This window comes from Bifidobacterium thermophilum (genome assembly GCF_002846655.1).
Classification (GTDB): Bacteria; Actinomycetota; Actinomycetes; order Actinomycetales; family Bifidobacteriaceae; genus Bifidobacterium; species Bifidobacterium thermophilum.
On record NZ_PCGX01000008.1, the window covers coordinates 520719 to 541919 of the forward strand.

Below are 21201 nucleotides of genomic sequence, written 5' to 3' on the forward strand. Positions count from 1 at the left end.
GTTACAGTCTTCGAGTATCTGTGCTGGAAAGCACCTTTCCTCTATATTAGAGGCTTTTTATGTTCCTGTGGGTCATTTCTCGAAAAAAGAGATATTTCTTGCCTGCGGTATAATCACGCGAGCCACTCGTCAGGCTCGATGCCCTGAGGGCCGACGAATTCGCCGTTTGGCACGTAACTGGGCCGTCCTTGGTCTTGCAAGACTGCGTCGCCGTAGAACGACACGTTCTGCCCGAAGGTCCAATCCCCCTCGATACGAACCGAGTTGGCGGCAGCCAAAGAAGGCACATTGTACGGGAAACGCTCGTTGAAGTCGTCGATGTTCTTGTAGTACCGCGAATCAAGTTCCACATTGGGGAAGATGTAATTGCCGTCTTCCATCTCGAACTGGTCCGTAAGGTGGAATCTATCCGACCGCATAATGAACAGATCGTCGGTGGTTTTTACGGGGAGGAACCGCATCCTGTCCACCTGGACGCAAATCGCGTCGTCGAACAGAGAAATCGCAGCGCCCATCGCGGTCTCCAGCTGGATCACCGGCGTGCTTAAGGGGTCAGTGGGATCGACCGTCTTTTTGTTGATGATGACCGGCAGCGGCAGCACCCCATGGTGGCTGGCGAGCAGTTCGCGCAAGGCATCGATGCGAATCCAGAGGCTGTTCGTGTTGAAATACGGATGCCTGCCGATGTTCTGTGCGTGGGCGCGGTCTTCAGGATGCACCTGGCTCATCTCGCGGAGCATCAGACGTCCCGTTCGGCGGCTGCGCACAAGGTGTCCACCCTTACGGTCGGCTTCGGTGCGAACCGCGACCTCTGCCATGAACGGAGCACCGGTGTTTTCGAAATATTGCGCCAAAGTGCGCGATGGACGTGCGCCGAGATTATCTGAATTCGAAATGAACAGGTAGCGCAGCCCTTTATCCCATAGGATGTCAAGCAATCCCGACTCCCACAGCGTGGAGAACAAATCACCGTGTCCCGGAGGGCACCACTCCAATTCGGGGCGCTGGGGATACTGGACCGGCTCGCCGGTGGCGATATCGATCTTCGGCTCGCGATGCTGGACGATCTCGACGGGAATGTCATCTTGATGGAACCGCGGGGTGGCTTCGAGGACACGCAATGTATCGGCCGAGGTACGGAAGGAATTCATGAACGTCAACGGCAGCGGCACGCCGAGCCGCTCACGCGCGGTCAGCACCTGGCCGATGATGATGTCAAGGAAGCGCATCTGACGAGCCTTGTGGCGACGCACAGGCAGCAGTGATTTCGCGCAGGACAAGCCCATTGAGGTTCCCAAACCGCCATTGAGCTTGATGAAGGCCGTCCTTCCGAACGCCTCCACAGCCTTGTTATGATCGATGGTCTGGTAGATATCGTGGAAGCTGGGGACGTCACGCAAGGGTTCGACATCATCTTCGCGGATCCATGTCGTCTCGGAGCCTTCGGCCCACACGTCATACAGATGGCTGAACTGTGCGATGGCCATCTCGCTCATGCCATGTTCCCGCATCACTTGTGCGCAACGTTCAGCGTGTTCGTTTGCCGTCATGTCGTAACCCTTTCTTCCATGACTGCTCATAAGTGTAACCCCCATCGAGGCGACGTCCGCGCATTGCAACCCCGATACGAGTGAAGGATTCGTGGATGAATCCGCCAATCGTATGGCGATGCGCGCATGAACAAATCCCCAAGAGCGGCACTAGGCACCCGGTCTTCAACCATGAGCCTTGACCGGTCGGTCTGTAAGCGCCGTCTGCAACTATTGCACGTCCGAGTATGTCACACAACACCGCATTGGGCGACGCGGAGCAGGGACGTCAGGCGCATTGGATGTGGGTACGGCAGGTGGCGGATTCCATTCGAATTTGGACGTGGATATGTAGGCGGTGTCGCACGGTTGTCGCACGTTCGCCCTCCGGATGAAAAACAGAAGCCGCGGAATCGTTGCAATTCCGCGGCTTTCTCGTCGGGCCGGCGGGATTTGAACCCGCGACCCCTTGAAACAATCCACGCCCCCTTGCAAACCCCCCGGCTTTTCCACTTCGCTTATCGGCAATCATCCTTCGCTGCGACACCGGACACCATAAACGCAACAACTCCCCCACAAACCACGCAACCGACAGACGCAATCTTCTACTTACGCAACATCACCCGGCAAACCACAACACCACCAAACGCAACATACCGACTCACGCAACACACACTCGACAAACGCAACCGACACATACAACCACCTAATCACAAACGCAACCACACACCCCTACTTCACATCACACATCACCAACACATCCGCCAACACCAAACGCAACATCACCAACTCACGCAACATCACCAACAAACGCAACCACACACCCCACTTCACATATCACAACCACAATCACCGCATCAAGCAACAACAGACGACACAGCAAACCAACCAGCCATCATCAACACACATACAATCAGGAAAACAAGCAACACAAGCCAAAACATCAATCAATTATCAAGGCGAGGAAACCGGCGAAATCGCAAAAAAGCGGCAGAAGCACGGCTCCGGCTACCGGTTTCCGTCCGCCGCGGCACCCAGATATTCGGCGGCGAACCCGTCCGCGTCATCGACGACCACGACGGGCACGCCCAGCCGGGCCATGCGACGATGCACCGCCTCCTGGGAGGGTCGGGGCCGGCCGCCGGGACGCTTCACCTCCACGAACAGGACACGCCCGCCGGGGAGGAACACGATGCGGTCGGGCACTCCCAACGTGCCGGGACTCACCCATTTCGGCGCCCAGCCGCCCGCCCGGCGCACGAGCGTGACCAGCCGCCGCTCCACGTCCCGCTCTACCTGAACCATCCGCGCCGCCCCGTCTCCGGACCGCCCAACGCCTTGATAAGGTCGGCAAGCCGCGTCTGATGCAACGCCTCCTGCACGCCCGCATCCTCGACAAGCCGGACACGCCCCATCTGGTCGACGGTCAGGTCGGCCAGATGCCGCCGGGCGAGCGCGGCGACGACCCGCGGCACATCCCAGCTCAACCGGTCGATGGTCTCCGGGTCCAGGTCAGGGCGCTCCGCGAGCAGGGCGCGCACTCCGGTGTCCGTGTCCCCGGCGAGCCGGTGCATGCCGCGCCGGGTCAGCGAGTCGGCCCGGGCGCACGCGCCGCGCACGACACGGCTCCGGTCGTCGACATGCGCGTCCGCCGGCTCCGTCCCGTCGAGGATGCGTAGGGCGAGTGAAGGCCAGTCGTCTTCGTTCATGACGCGTCCGCCCGTCCGAGAATCCCGTACACCCACGTCTGCGGGTCATGGCGTCCGAGATACGTGGCGTCCCGGTCGGCGTCGGCGAACGCCTCCCAGCCGGCCTCGCGGAGCCGGTCCTGGTCGACGCCGCGCCGCATCAGGTCGTCCAGCGGCTGGTCGGTCATGCCGAGCCGGTCGAGCCGGTACAGCCGGCGGTCCGGATCCCAGTCGATGACGGCGAGCCGCCCCCATGCGAGGATGCACAGCTTGTATGACAACCGGTCACGCAATACGACGATGGTCTTCTGGTCCTTGAACACGTCGAGGAGCCGGCCGTGAAGCCGGTCGAGCCTCGAGTCGCGTTCGGCGCCGATGGTGAATGCCGCGCCGAGCATGCTTTCCCTGTAACCCATACCCGGGTGTATGCGTCCCCGCATAGCAACCGTCTGTCAGCTGACACCCCGGCCGCGCCGGGGGGAATGGAGAACATATGAAACCAACCATGAAGACAGCCATCGCCATCACGCTTGCGGCTGCGAGCGTCATCCCAGCGTCCGCCGCGATGGCCGACACAGCCCAGGACAACACGAACCAGTCATGCTCCACGCCGGACAGCATCGACCGGGACAACACGACCCTCGCCACCGCGTGCGCGACGCTCGACGACGTCCTGCACGGCAAGGACAGCACGGCGAAAACCGTGTACGTGAAGGCGAGTCAGAGCGGGCAGACCGCGTACACCGCGGACTCCGCGCGCAAGCTCGTCGAAGCGTACGACGCGGCCGAACAACTGTGGCGGAAGTCCGGGGTCACCACGGACGACGTGGATGCGATGAACAAGGCCGTATCCGACCTGAAGACCCAGGCGGCGAACATGACCGTCGCATCCTGGACTGTGACCGACGGCGGCCAGACCATCACCCTGAGCGCCGGGAAGGACTCCGGCGGCACGACCGACAAGTACACCGGCACACTCACCCACAAGCCGACCGGCGACCTGCAGGCCGTCGGCTCCGACGGGTCGAAGGTGAACCTCACCCATGACAAGGGCGGGGACACGGCGACGGCGAGCAAACTGTACGACCAGACCGACCGGACCGCCACCTACGTGGCCGCCGCGTCCGGCAGCCGCCCCGCCTTCGAGGTGACCGCCGGGTGGACGGACGGGAAGGCCGTCCAGGCCGTTCTGTCCGATCAGCTGAACGCGGACATCACCCAGGAGACGGACGAGAAAGGCAATCCGACCGGTTTCTATCTGCTGAGCGGCACCACGGCACTGGAAAGCGATGCCAACAACAAGGACTACGGCCCCGCGGCCATCGCCCTGACCGACGGCACCCAGCTGACCGGCATGGATTGGAGCGCCATCCAGTACACGACCGCCAAGGACGGGTCCGTCACCCTGAAGCGCACCGCGACGAACCAGGTCACCGTCACGGACAAGAGCGGCAAACAAACCAAGGTCAAGCTCAACCTGACCGCCCAGCGCACCCAGGACTCGACCGCCCGGCTCACGCTCACCTACACGGACAAGTCCGGCAACCAGCGGTCCGTCGACGTGTCCGGCTACGACAAGACGAAAAGCGACCCGGTCACGCTCGACAAGCTGCCGTACAGCGAGATGGGCGACGCGTTCACCCTGTCCGCGACGGACGGGCGGGACGCGGAAACCACCATCAGCAAGCAGACGGTCGCCGCGGACGGCACCCGCTCCTGGACCGTCACCACCACATACACGGACGCGTCCGGCGCCCCGCAGGCCACGCGCGTCACGGTCACGCTCCCGTTCGACGCGCCCGCCCGCCAGGTGACGGACACGGACGCGCGGCTCGCCGGGCTTCTCGTCAACGGGCAGCCCATCGCCGGTTGGGACGCGGACACGCTCGACTATACGATCGTCGCCAAGGGCGACGAGCCGTACAAGGTCAGCCCGAAGGCCGCCGACGGGCAGACGGTCGCCGCATCCGACGTGACCCAAGGCGCGGGCACGACCCGCCAGGAGTGGACGGTCTCGAAGAACGGGCAGACCCGCGTCTACTCGGTGACCGTCATCCGCAAGCACGACCCGACCGCCGCGGAGCGGTTCGAGCCGGCCGACCCGACCGACCAGGACGGCAAGACGCCGGCGCCCGGCCCGTCCGTCACCGACCTCAAGTCCTACGGGTACACCATCAAGGACAAGGACGGGAACACCCAGTACAAGCCGTTCGCCACCGACGACCATACGATCCCGGAGGGCGGCACGTTCGCCTACGAGTCGTACCAGAACCAGGTGGTGACCGTGAAGGGCGGGCGCACGTCGGGGATGACCTGGCGGTATACGCTGACCGTGCTGAGCCCGGACAACCATGTCGGCATCCACACGGTGGACGTGACCTACCTGACGGCCGCGACCCACAAGGCCGAACTGACCGGCATCCGGTTCGACGGGAAGGATCTGAACGGCTTCGACCCGGCGCGCCACGAATACGCGGTGCAGGTGTCCGACCCGGCCCGGTACACGGTGATGCCGGTGTTCGACCAGTCGACCGGCATGACCGTGTCCACGCACAAGGCGGACGGGAAGGCCGTGGTCACCGTGACGAGCGCGGACGGGCAGGTGAAGACCGTGTACACGTTCGACATCTCGCAGGCCCCGCTGCCCGTGCTCTCCGGCACACAGGCCGGGTCGCTCGCCCAGACGGGCACGGTGGTCGGCGCCATCGGCGCCGCGGCGCTCGCCCTGGTCGCCGTGCTGGCCGGGTGTGTCGCCTGGCTGGCGGGCCGCCGGCGCAAGGGTGAGGGCGGCAAGGACATCGTCGCCTGACCTTGACGGGATACGAAACCGCCCCCCGGAGGGAGACCTTCGGGGGGCGGTTTCGTATGTTGTTCAGGCGGCCTGTCGGGCGCGGATCATGCCGGCCTTGGCGACCAGGCGCGCCCCGTCGAGCGAGTCGGCGCCGAGCCGGCCGACCGTCCGGTAGGATTCCTCGACGACCCGCCGCTCGTCCGGCCCCAATGTGGCGAGGATGCGGTGAGTGCGGTCGAGCAGGCCGGCGTCACGTTTCAGGTCGGCCCAGGCGTAATAGTCGTTCACCATACGCGCCTCCTATGCGTCCCACCCATGCAAGGCCTCCTCCCATTCGGCGTCCGTCATCAAGGGACGCGGCGGTAGCCGGTAAGGCAATACTTCAGCCAGACGGGTTACGGATTTGACGTTGGTGCGCCATGCGCGATAGGCCAATATCACAGACAGAATGACCAGCAACGGCTCCGCCCAGGCGGCGGCGGCCGCCATGCCCGCGGCGGACAGAAGGACGAGCCGATGCCAGAACGGCGCCCAACGTCTACCCTCCTGGTACTCCTGTTCCTCCCGTTTGCATTGCGGCCATCCACCTGAATACCGGTAAAGGACCGCCAGATAATACCAGTTCACCTCATGGAAGACAAACATCAGTACGGCGAAGACGCCGAATACCCACACCCAGCCGGGCACTTGGGCGCACATGTTGCCGATGGCGGACAACTCCGTATGCAATCGTTGGAACCAATCCATGCCATCCGGTATGCGTCCGACCCGCCGGATACGGTTGGGCCGCATGGAGATGGAGAATCTGGGGGAATTGCAGTCCTGCGACCAACTAGACAGGGAAAAGAAGCAACTGGAAGCCGACGATTGGTATATACGGCAGTTGCCGACCGTCCTGGTCGCATGGCGCATCAACGACATGCAAATACTCCTCGAATCCGGGTTCCGCTACACGCTTCATGAAAGACTGGACGGCGACCTTGCCGCACGGGAGGCCTACCGTGCGGCCCTCCCCCAGGCGACCTCCGATTTGAAGAAACTTATCTCCCGCCTGGGGTCGTTCTGGGAGGAAAGCGTGCCGGACATGGCGGTCGCCATCCGCCGACAGGAACACTTCCTCATCATGCGCCAGTCTCGCCGCGACACACACTGCCTCGTTTCTCATCCTCGCCTTTTCGCCCGGCGGCTAAAGGAACTCGCTCATGCCACTCACCATAGATTCCACATAGAACATTTGTTCGATTACAATGGGCTTGTCGGTATTTCGGTATCCACCGAATTACCGCAGAGAAGAAGGAGGAACACATGGGTCCATGGGACTGGACACTATCAACTACCATCGCAACGATAGCGTTGGCCTTCACGGCAATAGGTTGGGTTATCACAGCCATCAAAGACAAGAAAACAGCGAAGACAACCGAGAAGCGCCACAACGAACAGCTCGCCACTCTCAAAGATCAACTCCAGACCGAACGTGACTCCGCGACGGCGCTTCGTGCCCAGGCGGAATCATCGGCGACAGCGGCAAAGGCGGCACAGGAACAGGTCAGGCAGCTTCAGGAGGCGAACCGCATCGCCATGGCGGCGAACCCGCCGGACAAGGCTCCGTGGGGCGATGCCGAATGGGTGAGGGGCGAGTTGTTCCGCATGCGCAACGAGGGCAACAGAAACGTGATCGTCACCGCCGTGCGAGCCTCAGACCCCAAACTACAGGGTTTATTCCATTTCAGCGAGAGCACGCCGTTCAAATGCGAGCCGGGAGATAGCATCGTCTACATAGCACTGGGGACTGGGCAGATTGGTGCTCCCAAGACTGAAATCAGGTGGCATTGGGAAGGTGACGGTATGGAGCGCACCACCGTGCGTCCGAATATCAAGCCGAAACTCTGAACGTTGAACGACAACCTCACTCTTTCAGTATTTGCCGATATCGGTCTTTACCGAAATGAGTGTGGTTTGCAATACAATCGGAATCAGAGATACCCCCATGATGACAGGAGCCTAGTGTGATCAACGCGAACAAGCCCTATCGTTGGAACGAGGACACCCAGGAATCGATACTCCAATACAACGAATGGTTCTTCAACTACGCGCCGAAAACCTTTCAGTCGGCAAGAGGCGAATGTATCGAAGGCGTCCAGGATCTTCTCCAGCGAACTGACTACCTTCGCTCGCTCAACGAGGCGTATCTGTGGGACAATCCAGAATCTCTTTCCATAGCGAGGATGTTCTGCGCCCCGCCCATCGCACGTGACCGTCTGGCTGGCCTGGCACAAGTCAATAGGACCATCGTGCAATCCATGGAGGCGGGCAAGGTGGTGCGGGGAAGCTCACGCACGCAGCGTCAGAAAGCCATCGCGAGAATGCTCCCCGTGCTCAAACGCCTGACCGATACACAGCTTTGCGCATGGTTGCAAAGTCCCGACGCCAGGCCTACCGAGCGGGAGATAGAGATTGCGGCGTGCGTCGCCGGAGACAGGCTCTGCGGCTCCCTGACGGACCCACGAATTCGCAACGAGCAGGAACGACGTCAGCTTGAGAAGTTGGATGCCTATCTGGATGCCAAGGGATATCACAGAGTTGAAGACCCCTCGGTCCAGGCCTTTGACATGGAACCAGGGACGTACAGCCACCACAAGAACGTGAGCATGTACAAGAACGCGCAGAACGATGCAGACGGCATGGTCAACACTCCTGTGGACATGGCGATCATGCCGTTCAACGGCACGCGCCCGATTCTGATTGAGTGCAAGTGCGCCGGAGATGCGACCAATACGAACAAGCGCAGGAAGGAAGAGGATACGAAAGTCTCCCAGCTGCGGGGAACATACGGCGACGTGACTCTCTACTTGTTCCTTTGTGGCTATTTCGAATCAACGTATCTGGGGTACGAGGCCGCAAACCACATGGATTGGGTTTGGGAGCATCGCATCGAGGACTTCGATAAGCTGGTGCCTGATGGTAAGTGAGAACGAAACAATACGACGGCACGAACAGGACGCGTTCGATTCCACCCATTCACAGGAGGAACGCAACGAACACGGACAGTTCGCCACGCCTTATGATCTGGCAAGGGCCATGGCCGAGGATCTTCAGTCCCGCGTACCCAGCGACAGCCATGTCCTTGAGCCATCCTGCGGCACAGGATCATTCATATCAGCATTATCCGCTCTGTCTGATTCATTCACGATCACAGGAGTGGAAAAGGATTCCTCATTGAGCGAGACCGCCCAACGCTTGTGGGCAAATGATTCATGCAACATCGTCAATGCCGATTTCTTCGACTACGCATCGTCGGAATCAGAGCAATTCGATGCGATCATCTCCAATCCCCCATACTCTCGACACCATCATCTGTCACAATCGGAGAAGCGGTTCTATTCGCAGCTCGCCGTGTCCTTCTCCGGCGTTTCCCTTTCCGGTCTTGCCGGACTGCACGCTTATTTTCTCCTGGTCGGAACCGGCATGCTGAAAACAGGAGGCATCGGCTCTTGGCTCATCCCCTCCGAACTTTTCTCAGTGAACTATGGCGAGCCAATCCGCAAATTCCTCACCCAAAAAGTCACCTTGGAGAGAATACACTTCTTTGACCCGGAAAACCTACAGTTCGACGATGCTCTGGTGACCTCATGCGTCACTGTTATCAAGAGAGAAAAGCCCGGCGACGGTGCGAGAGCAGTTTTCACCTACGGAGACTTCAGATCACCCCGCAAGACGATCAGCATTCCGCTGCGCGAACTAGCCGCGCTTCCGAAATGGCAACATCTTGAGAATTACGAGGAACGGGAAAACCATAGCGGCCGCGTGCTGGGCGATTACTTCAAGGCCAAGCGCGGAATCGCAACCGGAGGCAACTCATTCTTCATCAAGACACGAGATGAATGGCACAACGAGGGCATCGCAGATGAATGGCTGTCCCCAATCCTCCCTGCGCCCCGATCCTTCCATCTTTCCGAGGTCACTTCGGACGCCTCCGGCTGGCCGCAGGAGTCCGACATAGCGCTGCTCAACATCCCTAGGACAGCCAGCTATGCGAACCTTCCCACACCAGTGCGGAAATATCTAGACGGATGCCCTGAAAAAATCAGAGGAAGCTACATTCTCCGCCACCGCTCACCCTGGTACTCAATCGGCAACACGAAAAGTGCGCCGATTGTATGCACATACATGAGCCGGTCCGACAGCACGCCGTTCAGGTTCATCAGAAACAAGTCGGATGCGACGATAACGAACGCCTACCTTGGCCTGTACCCACAGACTTCGATGTCCGAGGAAGAACTTGACAGCATGTGCAACATGCTGAACAACATCCCCTCCGACGTCTTAATCAACGGAGGCCGTGAGTACGGCGGCGGCCTGAAGAAATTGGAACCCCGCGAACTCATGTCGCTGCCATTGACTTCCTCCCCGTCCTGAAGGGCGGGGATTCCTACGCCGTTCGCCTTAATGAAGGCTTACGGTTCGGCGGGTTCCCGTTTCACAGGCGTCCGCGTTGCGGCCGGCTTGCGCCAACCCCCGTCTTACGTCGCCTCCACGGGCGTATGGCCGTCCGCAAGAGCTGCGCGCAATGATGATGGCGAACGTCCTGGAGGGGCATCTTCAGGACATCGAGGACAGGACGCAGGCCACGGCGGCGCAGATAGAGGACGAGCTGATGGAACGCCGGCATCTGCTCAACCAGACGGACATCGTCCAAGCGCACCCGAAGATCACCGACCGGGATCGTCTGTTCGGCACGAAGCGGGCGCAGGCGGATGCGGTGGCGCAGCATGCGCAGAAGAAGAGCGCGACGACACAGAAACGTTCCTCCTCGTCCGGCTCGTCCACGACACGGTATTCCTCGTTCGGTTCGACGCAGCGACGGCAGTCCACACCCAGCCGGGCACCTGGGATAATACTCCCTCGACGGCGGACAGCTCCGCGGTCAACCGCAGCAGCCACCGGGTCATCGGTACCGCCCGTTGATGCGCGGCGGGATCCGCCACCCGGACGCGTCCGGGAAGCCGACGAGCGCGGCCAGCCGTTCCACATTCGAGCGCATCCAGTCCGGCAATGGCGGGGGCGTGCCCGGCTCCATATGGAACCCGTCGTCGCAGGCCAGCGTGTCCCGCCATGCGGCGGCCGAGCCGGCGTGCTGCCGCGGACGGGCGGCCGCCAGACCCTTCAACGGGTCCAGGAGCGTGTGGTCGCGGGACGCGTCCAGCCACAGCACGTCCATCGGCGGGCACCCTGGGTGGGCGAGCACCCGGTCCCACCGGCGGAACTTCTCCTCCAGGGTCTGTCCGGCGCTCGCCGTCAGTTCGACCGCGCACCATCCGGCCTCCCCCTGGAGCATCAGGTCGGGGCCGCCGGAGCCCATGAGCGGATCGCCGGTCATGAGGCTGAACCGCCCGTACGCCTCCCCCCAGGTGCGCCAGCCGGCGCGGCGGGCCGTCAGGGCGAGGGATACGCAGATGAGGTTGTGCCGGTCGTACTGGCGGGCGCCGCGCAAGGGGCCGGGGCCGAGGGAGGCGATGTCGACGGGCGTGAAACCCAGGCGCAGCAGCGGGGTTTCGAGCCTGCGGTGCGCGGGGAGCCGGAGCGCGGCGAACGGCGAGTACTTCGGGTTGCCGACGGCTTTCCCGCCGGTCGGGATCGGCAGCCCGAGTTCGAGAATGCCGGCGCCCACCATGCGCGTGTACAGCAGGGACGCGGGGTTGGCGGGCAGTCCCGGGTCGAGCATGGCGAGCGAGCCCGTGTCGACGGTCCGGTATTGGTGGACCTGCCTGAGCGTGGCGAGCACAAGTTTCAGGTCGCGGCGCAGCGCGGCGACCGACTCGTCGTGGCCGGGCACCCAGGCGGGGCGGACGGGGCTGGTGGAGTCCCACCAGTTGAGACTGGAGCCGGCCGTCCACCACCGGTCATCCATCGGGTCGAACTGTTCCATGACGGGAAGGCTATGCGTCACGGACGTCGGATACGGTCAGGCTGTATGGACATAGAGACAGAGAACATGCACCGCCTGATTGATGTCACGACCTGCGTGGATATCATCCGGGATTTACAGGGCAAAGATTGGAAAGTGTGCCAAATACCGGCAACACTGGTGGCTTGGCGCAACGGGGGCACCTTGGTCATTCTCGAAGCAGGTTTTCGTTGCCGAATACACGGGAGTCTCGACGCCGCGCTTGCGGCGGAGCAGGCGTATCGGGCGGTCGTCTTGGAGTCGACAAGGGATTTGCGGGGGCTCGCCGCCCGATTGGGGTCGGATTGGGAGAAAACCGTGCCGGATATGGCGGTCGCCGTCAGGCGATTCGAGACCTTCCTTGCAGGGTGGCGTGCCCACACCGGTGACGTTTGGCCGAATGACGAATGGGAGTCGTTGTTGGCGGAATGTCATCGACTGATAGCGATGCGCCGGACCGAAATAGAGGAGCTTCGCGCCCGTGCAGCCTTGAATCTCACGTTGACGTCACTGGCTATCGCCCTCGCCGCCCTTGTCGTCGCCGTCATCCCCCTTGGCTTGCCCGGCTATATCGCTGTCGCTCTCGCCGGCATCTTGACGGCGGTCATGGTGTTCATCGCCCATCGGGTCGGCCATATCGTCTCCGGCGACCGGCCTATCACACTCTCTTAGCGAACGGAATGTCCTGCAGACGATAATCGCCGGGACGGCCAGCAAGGGAAACAATAATGGCACCACCCACACGACACTGCACACCATGCCAAGCAATCCGGCCAACGCCAAGGCATACCATCGAAGGAATCGGCGACGTGCAGTCAACCAAATACCGTCGTCCCCGATAAGCGCCCGCCAGAAATCCCGTCCAAGCCTAAGGTCATGACCGGGGCCTTCCATGCGCCATAAGGCCATCAACGACAAAATCATGGACGCAAGGAACACCCATACCCAGCCGGGCACCCCGGCGAGCACCCCGGTGAGCGCCGCCCACTGGGCGGCAAGCCTGTCGAACCAATCCATGACCCTACCCGTATGCGTCCGGCGGGGACGCATATGGGCGGGTATGGATAATCCTCTCTTGCTGTGGGCGGACGTGGAGACCACGTCCCTCGACCCCGCCGAAGGCGACCTGCTCGAAATCGGATTGAGATACACGGACATGGGCCTGAAGCGTCTCGACGACGGGCTGAGCACGCCCATCCGTTGGTCGGGCACGCCCGACCCGTTCACCCGCGCCATGCATACGCCGAACGGACTGCTCGCCGCATGCCGGGACGCGCCCCCGCTGGCGCAGGTCATCGTCTGGGCGCGCCGATACGTGGAACGCCGGCTCGACGGGCACACCGTCCTGCTCGCCGGCTCCTCCGTCTCCTTCGACCGTACGTGGATCGACACGCACATGCCGTCCGTCCTGGACGGTGTGCATCACCGCATCCTCGACGTGTCCAGTCTCCTCGTCGCCATCCGGGCATGGGCGCCCGACCTGGCCGACCGGCTGCCGCGCCACGGGACTGACCATCGGGTGGACACCTGCCTGGACGGGTCCATGGCGACCTGCCGGGCGATCATGGAGGACATGGCATGCACGCATTTCTGAATCGCATAGGCGGCTGGTGGCTGCGCGTCTGGCACAGCCCGACGGTTCGGAGAGTGGTGAAACGGCTCGCCTTGCTCGCCGTGGTCGTCGTATCCAGCCCGTGGCTGGTCGCCGCATGGAACATCATGCTCGCCGGCGACCGCACCCAGCAGGGGCTCCTGCTCGTCGTCGTCGCGACGGGCTGGACGCTCTGGCTGGTCGGCCGCGACATATGGCGGGCGCGCCGGGAGAAACGGAGGGAACATGGACAACAGGAACGGAAAACCAAAGGAGACGCCAAGACGGGTGCCGGTACGCGACGAGCGTCCAAAACCACGCGCCGCAGGCGTCGCTGAACAGTGGCGGTTGAGATTGTTCAGCGACTACCGGAGAGCCTGACCCAAGACAACGGAACGCCCCGCGGAGGGATATCCCCCGCGGGGCGTTGTCGTGTCAGCGGGACAGCCGTCGCCGCAGGTCGAGCGCGTCCCGGACGGCCCGCTCCGCCTGGGGCGGGCACACGCCGTTGCCGAGCGCGCGCAACTGGAGGATGCGATGGTTGCCGGGCATGTCCCGCCAGATATCCGGGTCGGTCACCCACCCGGAGGGCAGTCCCATCATCCACTCCACGAACACCGGGGACAGGTTCGCGACCGTCACCCGGGTGCGGGCCGCATGGAACCACAGGTCGAGGACGGTGCGGGCGGGCAGGAGCGTACAGCCGACCGGATCGTCCGGGTCGCGTCGGGCGATGTCCCGCCACAACGGGTCGACGAGCCCCGGCGCGCCGACGGCCGCCCACCGGTCGATGACCCTCTTCCGGCACGGCCAGTCCAGGCCGTGCCGGAACGTGCCGGCCAGACGCAGGGCGCACCATGCGCCGTCACGCAGCCGTGCGGGAAGCCGGCCGGCGAGCCGGCGCAGACGCGCGGTCGCCTGGGTCGGGTCGGGGACGGGCCGGCCGAACACGGTCTCCCAGCGGCGGATGGCGGGCGTGAACCGCCCCCAGTCGACCGTCGACCCGTAGGATTCGGGGTCGCGCGCCTTGTCCTCGCCGGCGGTGACGATACGCCCCGCGATCCCCAGGTTCATGGCCTTGCGGGTGCCGGGATGCCAGTCGCCGTGGACCATGCGCTCCGCCATGCCGTCGCTCGCGGTCGGCGTGGGCAGCAGGATGCCGCCCAGGACGGCGCCGGACAGGTTCACCCGATGCCCGGCCCGGTATCCGCCGTAGGAGGGTCCCATCATGCCGTTGACGACCGCGCCGGACAGGTTCTTCTCCCACATGGGGCCGCCCATCCCGTCGCTTGCGCGGGGTGTCGGCAGGAACGGCGTGGAGGCGGCCCAATGGTCGCGCACGCCCAGCAGCATCGCGCCCGGCAGGTTCTCCTGGTTGCGGCGCTGGTTCAACCCCTTGCCGTCGCTCGCGCGCGGAGTGGGGATGAGCGGCGAGCCGGCCACCCGATGCCGCGGGTCCGCATCCCCGTGCCGGACGGGAGCCGAACCCAGGCGGGGCAGGACGGCCGGCCATGCGGGCGCATGCCAGACACGGCCCGACACCATGATCCCGTCGGTCGGCCACGGGTCCATATACACGTCCTGCACGCCGTCCAGGCCGATGTCGCCGGAACGCCACACGTCCGCGTCCGGGTCGAACACGGCCCACGCCAGGCCGGCCGGCCGGGGCGCGGGCAGGGCGTCCAGTTCACGGAACAAGTCGGTCTCGGTGGGACGGGCGGGCGGCGTCCGAGGCCAGGCGACGACGAACAGGCGGGCGCGATGATGCGGCGCGCCCACGTCAGCCGCCTCGATGCCCCGCCAGATCGCGTCGTAGCCGATGAGCGACAGGTCGGCCAACACGCGCCCCAGGGCGCGCATGACCGGGCCCGCGTCCCGGCCGCCCAGCCGGTTCGTCCCGGCCGTCCCATGATCGTAGACCTTGCGGCCGCACCGGCCGCAGCGCATGCCGGACACGTCCACATCGTGCTTGCGCGCCCAGTCGAGGAGCGCCTTGTCCGCGTGGCTGGGCCCCTCCCCCGGGTTGGGGGGCGTGAAACCGGCCGGCGGGTCGAGCACGGGTTCGTCGCATGCGCACAGGCCGGCCGCCTTCAACGCCCGGGCACGCCGGTCGTGCCGGGCCACGTCCGACCGGCTGGACGCGGACGCGCCGGTCGCGGCCTGCACGTTCTCCCAGACGGCCAGACGCGGGCGGACCGCGGCGATAGCGTCGCACTGTTCGCTCCACAATCCGCTGCGGGTGCCCTCATGCATGCCGGTTCTCAGTCCGGCGTAGCTCATCGACTGGCAGGGCGACCCGCCGACGAGCACGTCCGCGGCGGGGAGTGTGGCCTTGTCGATCTTGGTGATATCCCCCAGGTTGGGGGTGTGGGGGCCGTGGAACGCCTCGATGGCGCAGGGCCCGGGCTCCAGGTCGGAGGTGACGACGGTGTCCGCGCCGCCGAGCGCGGCGGCGACACCCATCTCCAGGCCGCCGTAACCGGAGAACAGGGAAATGATTTTGGGGTTATCCATACCCTCCGCGTATGCGTCCGGAACGGCCCTATTCCGCGGTTCCGGGACGCATACGGGCGGGTATGAGCAAGACCGTTCCAAGACACCGCAAGGCCGTCCGGCGACACCCCCTGCGGGCCGTTTTCATCACCCTCGCCGCCCTCATCGTCCTCGCCACAGGCTTCTGGTTCACGCCCGCAAGCCTTCTGCCCGGCGACGTGCGCGTCTGCACGGTCACCGGCGGCGGCACCATGCGGGTCGAGACCCGCCAATGCGGCACCCTCCTCGTACGCGGGCACGCCGACGTGCGGCGCGGCGAGGACTACGCCTTCCACACCCTGGGCCCCGTCGCCCTCGAATGGACGCGCGCCGGGGAGGTCAGTCTGTGAGCGCGCTTGACGACTACAAGGCCGCGCTGCGCCCCCTGACCCGGTTCGGGCTGCGCTTCGACTACCGGCGGCCCAGCGACTGGCAGGCCGTGTTCGAGGTCCATGAGATCGCCGGCCAGACCTACCGGGTGTTGAACGGCGGCGGCTGGGTGGAGCGCGACGGCCCGGGCGCGGGTCCGGACGCCGCGTCGCTCGCCCGGCTGGTCGCCCACCGCCGGGCACGCCGTCTCGCCCGGGCCGCCGAAAACGGGGATGCCCGGACCGTCTGCCTGGCCCGGCTCGCCCATGAGGGGGCGGATGCGATGACCGTGACGGACGCGCATGAGACGGCCCGCATGACCGTCTGCCGGTGGCGTGGACCGCACACCCCGTGGCGGTGCCGCCGGTTCAAAGGGTCGGTCCGGGGCATCGGCCTGGCCCTCGCCCTCGAACTGGAGCCGTGACGCGAAACGCCCCCGGAACACTCCGGGGGCGTCGCCGTATCAGCCGACCCGCTGGACGAAAATACGTTTGAACGGCGGGCGGCCGTGGATCAGCGGCGTGACACCGCCCGGCAGGGTCGGCGAGGACACCAGGCGCCAATGCGCGCCGTCGCAGAACGGGAGGAACGAGACCGGCACGCCCATGAGCCCCGTATACCCGGCGGGGATGAGCCGGGCGCGCGGCACGTCGATGACATCCGTCCCGTCATACGTGTCGAACACGGCGTCCGGGTCGCCGTCCGCCGTGAACGGGGCGCGTTCGACCGGCAGGTCGGTCAGCCAGTGGGCGTCGGCGATATGCTCCACCCGCCCGTCCTCGGGATTGTAGAAGCTCTTCGTGTACGTGTAACCGACCCGCGCCTGCCCGTCACGCACCATGTCCGTGACTTGCACGTAGCCCATCGCCACGTCGGGCATGAGCAGAAGGAAATGCGGCGTGTGAAGCCGCACCCGGGTCAGCAGGTCGCGGAACAGACTGAACGGCGGGTTGGTGACCACGATGTCCGCCCGGTCCATGAGCCTGACGGTCTCGGGGGCGAACATGTCACCCGACCCGTCCATGTCGCGGATCGTCTCCGTTTTGCCGTCGTAGCGGCCGATGACGCCCGGGCGGGCGGACCCGCCGAACAGGTCGTACCGGCCGTCCGCCCCCGTCCCGTCCGCCCGGTAGCCGCATGCGACCAGGCCGCGAAGTCCGATGTCATGGTAATGGTCGCGGAACCACCGGTAGATGCGGCTGTGCTCCGGGTCGTCGCAGGGGCACAGGACGCGCATCCCCGTGAAGTCGTAGTGGGTGAACTCGTCGTCGCATGCCCGTGTGGTCGTGTAGTATTCGTCGCGCGGCGCGGCGGCCGCGCTGTCCAAATGCCGGGTCTTGGAAGTGCTCATACCCCTCGGGTATGCGTCCAGGGCGGTTCAGACGCCGAGCAGACGGAGCAGGGTATCGACGCTTTCCTTGCCCCAGTCCCTGATGTGCAGGCCGGGCGCGTCACGGTTGTACGGCTGGTCGAACACGCAGGTCCGCTCCCCGGCCGCCCTCAAGGCCTGGATGTTGGCCGGCGAATCGTCGAGATGCAGGTCGGCGTGCATCGTGTCCTTCAGCCCGCTGAAGCACAGGGACATGTACGGGATGCGGTGGTCGTCGAGCCAGCGGGCGGTGTCGGTGACGACGAGACGATGCTGCCCGGAGACGAACAGGCGATGGGTGACGATGCGGATATACACGCCGGCCCGGTCGAGGGCCTGCAGTCCCTCCGGGGCGCCTTCGATGACGGGCATGGTCGCATACAGGTGGTCCGTCTCGGCGGCCTTGTGGGAGGCCAGGTAGTCGGCCCCGTCCTTGAACGGCCAGCCGTCGGCTTCGGTCATCTCGTAGGTCGTGGCGACCGGGTATCGTCCGGCGGGCAGCCGCCCCTGCCGTATCAGCCAGTCGGCCATGGCGTGCGTGTAGTCGGCGCACACGCCGTCGAGATCCACGTCCAGCACTTTCCGTTCGGTCACAATTCCTCCTTGTCTGCGGTGATTCGTGTCGTCCGGCGACATGCGTCCCTTAGACCGGCATTGCCGCGATCGCAAAAACGGCCCGGAGGGTTCGTCATGCCTCAGCCCTACTGCGAGTAGGGCTGAGGGGGGGGGGGGTGGATGACGAACGTGACGGCCTTTTTCGCCCTTAAAGAGAGAAGGTAGGTAAAAAAAGGCAAAATCGGGTTGACATGTTCGTCATCCACCCCCTCAAACCCTTACGGGAGTAAGGCTGAGGCATGACGAACCAAACGGCCTGTTTTTGCGATCGGGCAAGACCACGGCAGCGCCCTCCCCGGATACGCCAGTCGAAAATGCGGGGGGTCAAGGTCGGCTTTCCGTTTCCGGATACTCCCCTATAAGAGAAGAAGAATATTTTTTGTTCTTCTCTTATATAGACAGGGTGACGGTGTGCTTCACCCTGGCGCCCTCCTCTGTCTCCTGTGGACCGTGGCACCTGGCTTTGACACGATCGCAAAAATGCCCCGGAGGGTTCGTCATGCCTCAGCCCTACTGCGAGTAGGGCTGAGGGGGGTGGATGACGAACGTGTCAACCCGATTTTCGTAAATTTCCCCTACTCTCTCTCTTTAAGGGAAAACGGGTCGTCATGTTCGTCATCCACCCCCTCAAAGCCAAGCGGGAGTAGGGCGGAGGCATGACGAACCAAAACGCATGTTTTTGCGATCGGGCAAGGCCGGGCCAGGTCGGCGTCCGGGACGCATGACGCAGGTTGCATATGGGTGGATACCCGGGGATGCGGGTCCGTGACGGGACGCATGACCGGGCGTGAACACCGGCGGTGGCCGCAGGGCCTTACGGGCGCCGCCCACCGAAAACCTATCCTTGCAAGGAGGAACAATGGCCGACGACAAGAAGAAGTTCATCACCGTCCCCGTCATGCTGCGCAACGTGCGCCTCGTGCAGACGTTCAACCTGTTCGAGCCCGACTCCGGCTCCAAGTACTCGGACGACAAATACCATCTCAACCTGCTCGTCTCCAAGGACGACAAGGAGAACATCGACGCCATCAACACCGCGCTGAAGCAGGTGACCGCCGAGGCCATCAAGGCCGGCGAACTGCCGCAGGAACAGACCATCGAGTTCGTCCGCAAGGCCATCACCGACGGTTCGACCGACGAGTTCCCGTCCCCGCTCCATGACGGCGACAAGGACAAGAACGCCGACAAGTACACGTACCTGAAGGGCAATTGGCTGGTCCGCGCCTCCTCGAAGAACCCGGTCCGCTTCTACGACCGCCACGCCGAGCAGATCGAGGACGTGCCGGCCGCGAAGCGCGAGTTCTATCCGGGCGCCGTCGTGAACGCGAAGATCACGCTCATGGCGTTCGGCGCGAGCCGTGTCGCCTCCAACGGCGGCGTGACCGTGTGGGCGTCCGGCATCCAGAAGGCCGCCGACGGCGAGCGTCTGGGCGGCGCCTCCGACGGCTTCACCGACCTCGGCTCGGACAACGCGGACGGTTTCGCCCCGGCGGGCGCGACCGCCGACCCGTACGCCGCGATGGGCATGTGAGCGGGTATCGTCACCCATAGGACACAAGGGGGCGGACGGGGGACCGTCCGCCCCTTGTTCGCATCATCTGAAAGGAAACAGGCTTATGGACGATACCGGCTGGCTGTATGATTCACGGTTCAACGCGCCCCCGGACATCCCGTGGCACGACTTCGAACACCGTCGCAACCTCGTGGTCAACCGTCTGCGCGCCATCGACCCCGCGTGGGGGGAGAGGGCCGCCGAACGCCTCCACGACGTGGACGACGACCTTGCGCTCTACGGGTCCGGCGGGACGGCCGAACCCGACCGCTCCCAGCTGCACGCCTGGGAGCTGTGGTGCCTGGAACGGCCGGTGAAGGGCATGCGCGGCGGTTCGACCGCGCTCGACTACGCCTGGAGGAGCGGCGACGGCCTGGTCAACTGGCTGACGACCGAACCCGACCGGGGGACGGCGGGGCGTATCGCCGTCGTGACCGGCACGCCGGTCATCCGCGTCTGGGTGGAGGGCGGCGACGGCCTGCCCGGCTCGTTCCGCCTGCTCGCCGTCCCGGTCGAACCCGACCCGGCCCGGCGGGCCGACCTCATGGCCGGCTGGCTGGCCGACGGCTCCCTGCCGCCCACGCGGGCGGTCATGCTCGACCGGCGGTACGGGCACTCCGACTAGCGACAACGGGGGCGGATTCTTCAAGAGTCCGCCCCTGTTTTGCGTCACGGGCGGCGAATGCCGGACGCATACCGGCGGGCATGCGCGTTTTCGATTGGCTGAAACCTTGGTCGGGCATGGTCCCGGACGCCTTCCATGGATTGTGGCCGCTCTACTGGTTCGGCGCTTGCATGTTGTACGGCGTCCTGTTGGCGGCGTCCGGCCGGATGCCGTCCCCGGCGGGTTGGCTGGCATGTGCGGCAGGCGTGGCGCTGCTTCGCGTCGCCTTCGGGGCGGTGAAAACCCTCCAGTGGCTTGGCGGGTATGATTTCCGCCTGTTCTGCCTGCTGCTTGCCGCTGCGGTCGTGTCTCTCGCCGTCGAGTACCCGTTCATGCGTTGGGCGGTCATGCGGGTGCTGTGATGGAGGATATCGTGGATTTTGTGAGGTGTGTCGTCCCGGATGTATTCGCCGAGACCCGGGGGTTTTCCTGGGCGGCCGCATGTCTCGGGGTGTTCTTCTATGTCGTGGTCTGTGGTCTGCCGGGCGGGTTCCGTTGCTGTCTTGTGTTGGCCGCCGCCGTGGCCGCGTGGAGGCTGGCCGTGGCGGGTGCATGCG

Annotated in this window: 24 protein-coding genes; 14 read left to right on the forward strand and 10 right to left on the reverse strand. The window is 64.4% G+C overall.

The features are described from left to right. Positions 1 to 113 precede the first annotated feature (113 nt). The 4 genes from CQR48_RS04835 to CQR48_RS04850 form a co-directional block, all read right to left on the reverse strand. The gene (locus CQR48_RS04835) at positions 114 to 1550 is read right to left on the reverse strand and encodes a UTP--glucose-1-phosphate uridylyltransferase (protein ID WP_101452157.1); all 1437 of its coding nucleotides are present in this window, start codon (positions 1548 to 1550) and stop codon (positions 114 to 116) included. A 987-nt stretch (positions 1551 to 2537) separates the two neighbouring features. Continuing rightward, positions 2538 to 2834 (reverse strand): VRR-NUC domain-containing protein, encoded by a 297-nt coding sequence (locus tag CQR48_RS04840; protein ID WP_101452158.1) that lies wholly within the window; start codon positions 2832 to 2834, stop codon positions 2538 to 2540. Beyond that, the gene (locus tag CQR48_RS04845) at positions 2822 to 3238 is read right to left on the reverse strand and encodes a hypothetical protein (protein ID WP_101452159.1); all 417 of its coding nucleotides are present in this window, start codon (positions 3236 to 3238) and stop codon (positions 2822 to 2824) included. Before CQR48_RS04845 ends, CQR48_RS04840 begins: the two co-directional genes overlap by 13 nt. Continuing rightward, entirely contained in the window at positions 3235 to 3633 is a 399-nt protein-coding gene (locus CQR48_RS04850; RefSeq protein WP_143252484.1) for a hypothetical protein, read from the reverse strand. The genes CQR48_RS04845 and CQR48_RS04850 overlap by 4 nt, the downstream gene beginning before the upstream one ends. 77 nt (positions 3634 to 3710) lie before the next feature. Between CQR48_RS04850 and CQR48_RS04855 the strand changes: the two genes are divergently transcribed. Continuing rightward, on the forward strand, positions 3711 to 6026 hold the full coding sequence (locus CQR48_RS04855) for a hypothetical protein (protein ID WP_101452161.1): 2316 nt from the start codon (positions 3711 to 3713) through the stop codon (positions 6024 to 6026). Between the two features lie 63 nt (positions 6027 to 6089). Here CQR48_RS04855 and CQR48_RS04860 read toward each other — a convergent pair whose 3' ends face one another. Together CQR48_RS04860 and CQR48_RS04865 are read right to left on the reverse strand one after the other, a co-directional pair. After that, positions 6090 to 6299: a hypothetical protein gene (locus tag CQR48_RS04860; RefSeq protein ID WP_101452162.1), complete on the reverse strand. Its 210-nt coding sequence runs from the start codon at positions 6297 to 6299 to the stop codon at positions 6090 to 6092. Positions 6300 to 6308: 9 nt separating this feature from the next. Further along, positions 6309 to 6755 (reverse strand): hypothetical protein, encoded by a 447-nt coding sequence (locus CQR48_RS04865; RefSeq protein ID WP_101452163.1) that lies wholly within the window; start codon positions 6753 to 6755, stop codon positions 6309 to 6311. Between the two features lie 43 nt (positions 6756 to 6798). On the opposite strand from CQR48_RS04865, the gene CQR48_RS04870 reads away from it, so the two are divergent. From CQR48_RS04870 to CQR48_RS04885, 4 genes are all read left to right on the forward strand, one after another. Continuing rightward, positions 6799 to 7359: a hypothetical protein gene (locus tag CQR48_RS04870; RefSeq protein WP_143252485.1), complete on the forward strand. Its 561-nt coding sequence runs from the start codon at positions 6799 to 6801 to the stop codon at positions 7357 to 7359. Next, positions 7314 to 7898, forward strand: a complete 585-nt coding sequence (locus CQR48_RS04875) for a DUF2058 domain-containing protein (RefSeq protein ID WP_143252486.1) — start codon at positions 7314 to 7316, stop codon at positions 7896 to 7898. The genes CQR48_RS04870 and CQR48_RS04875 overlap by 46 nt, the downstream gene beginning before the upstream one ends. Before the next feature lie 116 nt (positions 7899 to 8014). Then, a complete protein-coding gene (locus tag CQR48_RS04880) occupies positions 8015 to 8977 on the forward strand; it encodes a XamI family restriction endonuclease (protein WP_101452166.1) in 963 nt (320 codons plus the stop codon). Further along, entirely contained in the window at positions 8967 to 10424 is a 1458-nt protein-coding gene (locus CQR48_RS04885; protein ID WP_101452167.1) for an N-6 DNA methylase, read from the forward strand. Before CQR48_RS04880 ends, CQR48_RS04885 begins: the two co-directional genes overlap by 11 nt. Positions 10425 to 10953: 529 nt before the next feature. Here CQR48_RS04885 and CQR48_RS04895 read toward each other — a convergent pair. Continuing rightward, positions 10954 to 11934: a hypothetical protein gene (locus CQR48_RS04895; protein ID WP_143252487.1), complete on the reverse strand. Its 981-nt coding sequence runs from the start codon at positions 11932 to 11934 to the stop codon at positions 10954 to 10956. A 45-nt stretch (positions 11935 to 11979) separates the two neighbouring features. On the opposite strand from CQR48_RS04895, the gene CQR48_RS04900 reads away from it, so the two are divergent. The 3 genes from CQR48_RS04900 (at position 11980) to CQR48_RS04910 (ending at position 13881) form a co-directional block, all read left to right on the forward strand. Continuing rightward, a complete protein-coding gene (locus tag CQR48_RS04900) occupies positions 11980 to 12624 on the forward strand; it encodes a hypothetical protein (protein ID WP_101452170.1) in 645 nt (214 codons plus the stop codon). A 250-nt stretch (positions 12625 to 12874) separates the two neighbouring features. Then, positions 12875 to 13546 (forward strand): 3'-5' exonuclease family protein, encoded by a 672-nt coding sequence (locus CQR48_RS04905; RefSeq protein ID WP_143252488.1) that lies wholly within the window; start codon positions 12875 to 12877, stop codon positions 13544 to 13546. After that, positions 13531 to 13881: a hypothetical protein gene (locus CQR48_RS04910; protein WP_101452172.1), complete on the forward strand. Its 351-nt coding sequence runs from the start codon at positions 13531 to 13533 to the stop codon at positions 13879 to 13881. The genes CQR48_RS04905 and CQR48_RS04910 overlap by 16 nt, the downstream gene beginning before the upstream one ends. A gap of 97 nt (positions 13882 to 13978) precedes the next feature. Here CQR48_RS04910 and CQR48_RS04915 read toward each other — a convergent pair whose 3' ends face one another. Continuing rightward, positions 13979 to 16057, reverse strand: coding sequence for a DNA cytosine methyltransferase (locus CQR48_RS04915; protein WP_101452173.1), 2079 nt, complete (start codon positions 16055 to 16057; stop codon positions 13979 to 13981). 62 nt (positions 16058 to 16119) lie between these two features. On the opposite strand from CQR48_RS04915, the gene CQR48_RS04920 reads away from it, so the two are divergent. Further along, positions 16120 to 16425 carry a hypothetical protein gene (locus tag CQR48_RS04920; RefSeq protein ID WP_143252489.1) on the forward strand — a complete coding sequence of 102 codons (306 nt, stop codon included), beginning with the start codon at positions 16120 to 16122 and terminating at the stop codon, positions 16423 to 16425. After that, complete coding sequence (locus CQR48_RS04925) at positions 16422 to 16868, forward strand: hypothetical protein (protein WP_101452175.1); 447 nt, start codon at positions 16422 to 16424, stop codon at positions 16866 to 16868. Before CQR48_RS04920 ends, CQR48_RS04925 begins: the two co-directional genes overlap by 4 nt. 39 nt (positions 16869 to 16907) lie before the next feature. On the opposite strand, the gene CQR48_RS04930 is transcribed toward CQR48_RS04925, so the two are convergent. Beyond that, on the reverse strand, positions 16908 to 17795 hold the full coding sequence (locus tag CQR48_RS04930; RefSeq protein ID WP_101452176.1) for an adenine-specific methyltransferase EcoRI family protein: 888 nt from the start codon (positions 17793 to 17795) through the stop codon (positions 16908 to 16910). 27 nt (positions 17796 to 17822) lie between these two features. Next, positions 17823 to 18407, reverse strand: a complete 585-nt coding sequence (locus tag CQR48_RS04935; RefSeq protein WP_244898941.1) for a 5' nucleotidase, NT5C type — start codon at positions 18405 to 18407, stop codon at positions 17823 to 17825. Positions 18408 to 19287: 880 nt separating this feature from the next. Here CQR48_RS04935 and CQR48_RS04940 point away from each other — a divergent pair. The 4 genes from CQR48_RS04940 to CQR48_RS09240 form a co-directional block, all read left to right on the forward strand. Further along, positions 19288 to 19959, forward strand: coding sequence for an ssDNA-binding protein (locus CQR48_RS04940; protein ID WP_101452178.1), 672 nt, complete (start codon positions 19288 to 19290; stop codon positions 19957 to 19959). 85 nt (positions 19960 to 20044) lie between these two features. Beyond that, complete coding sequence (locus CQR48_RS04945) at positions 20045 to 20605, forward strand: hypothetical protein (protein ID WP_101452179.1); 561 nt, start codon at positions 20045 to 20047, stop codon at positions 20603 to 20605. An 80-nt stretch (positions 20606 to 20685) separates the two neighbouring features. Beyond that, positions 20686 to 21006 carry a hypothetical protein gene (locus CQR48_RS04950; protein ID WP_101452180.1) on the forward strand — a complete coding sequence of 107 codons (321 nt, stop codon included), beginning with the start codon at positions 20686 to 20688 and terminating at the stop codon, positions 21004 to 21006. Beyond that, the coding region (locus CQR48_RS09240; RefSeq protein ID WP_218971685.1) for a hypothetical protein at positions 21006 to 21201 on the forward strand (196 nt) is incomplete at its 3' end. The genes CQR48_RS04950 and CQR48_RS09240, both read left to right, overlap by 1 nt.

Excerpts from the sequence above, each read along its gene's own strand:
- CQR48_RS04835 (WP_101452157.1), bottom strand. The coding sequence starts at position 1,550 with ATGACGGCAAACGAACACGCTGAACGTTGCGCACAAGTGATGCGGGAA.
- CQR48_RS04840 (WP_101452158.1), bottom strand. The coding sequence starts at position 2,834 with ATGGTTCAGGTAGAGCGGGACGTGGAGCGGCGGCTGGTCACGCTCGTG.
- CQR48_RS04845 (WP_101452159.1), bottom strand. The coding sequence starts at position 3,238 with ATGAACGAAGACGACTGGCCTTCACTCGCCCTACGCATCCTCGACGGG.
- CQR48_RS04850 (WP_143252484.1), bottom strand. The coding sequence starts at position 3,633 with ATGGGTTACAGGGAAAGCATGCTCGGCGCGGCATTCACCATCGGCGCC.
- CQR48_RS04855 (WP_101452161.1), top strand. The coding sequence starts at position 3,711 with ATGAAACCAACCATGAAGACAGCCATCGCCATCACGCTTGCGGCTGCG.
- CQR48_RS04860 (WP_101452162.1), bottom strand. The coding sequence starts at position 6,299 with ATGGTGAACGACTATTACGCCTGGGCCGACCTGAAACGTGACGCCGGC.
- CQR48_RS04865 (WP_101452163.1), bottom strand. The coding sequence starts at position 6,755 with ATGGATTGGTTCCAACGATTGCATACGGAGTTGTCCGCCATCGGCAAC.
- CQR48_RS04870 (WP_143252485.1), top strand. The coding sequence starts at position 6,799 with ATGGAGATGGAGAATCTGGGGGAATTGCAGTCCTGCGACCAACTAGAC.
- CQR48_RS04875 (WP_143252486.1), top strand. The coding sequence starts at position 7,314 with ATGGGTCCATGGGACTGGACACTATCAACTACCATCGCAACGATAGCG.
- CQR48_RS04885 (WP_101452167.1), top strand. The coding sequence starts at position 8,967 with ATGGTAAGTGAGAACGAAACAATACGACGGCACGAACAGGACGCGTTC.
- CQR48_RS04895 (WP_143252487.1), bottom strand. The coding sequence starts at position 11,934 with ATGGAACAGTTCGACCCGATGGATGACCGGTGGTGGACGGCCGGCTCC.
- CQR48_RS04900 (WP_101452170.1), top strand. The coding sequence starts at position 11,980 with ATGGACATAGAGACAGAGAACATGCACCGCCTGATTGATGTCACGACC.
- CQR48_RS04905 (WP_143252488.1), top strand. The coding sequence starts at position 12,875 with ATGGACGCAAGGAACACCCATACCCAGCCGGGCACCCCGGCGAGCACC.
- CQR48_RS04910 (WP_101452172.1), top strand. The coding sequence starts at position 13,531 with ATGCACGCATTTCTGAATCGCATAGGCGGCTGGTGGCTGCGCGTCTGG.
- CQR48_RS04915 (WP_101452173.1), bottom strand. The coding sequence starts at position 16,057 with ATGGATAACCCCAAAATCATTTCCCTGTTCTCCGGTTACGGCGGCCTG.
- CQR48_RS04920 (WP_143252489.1), top strand. The coding sequence starts at position 16,120 with ATGAGCAAGACCGTTCCAAGACACCGCAAGGCCGTCCGGCGACACCCC.
- CQR48_RS04930 (WP_101452176.1), bottom strand. The coding sequence starts at position 17,795 with ATGAGCACTTCCAAGACCCGGCATTTGGACAGCGCGGCCGCCGCGCCG.
- CQR48_RS04940 (WP_101452178.1), top strand. The coding sequence starts at position 19,288 with ATGGCCGACGACAAGAAGAAGTTCATCACCGTCCCCGTCATGCTGCGC.
- CQR48_RS04945 (WP_101452179.1), top strand. The coding sequence starts at position 20,045 with ATGGACGATACCGGCTGGCTGTATGATTCACGGTTCAACGCGCCCCCG.
- CQR48_RS04950 (WP_101452180.1), top strand. The coding sequence starts at position 20,686 with ATGCGCGTTTTCGATTGGCTGAAACCTTGGTCGGGCATGGTCCCGGAC.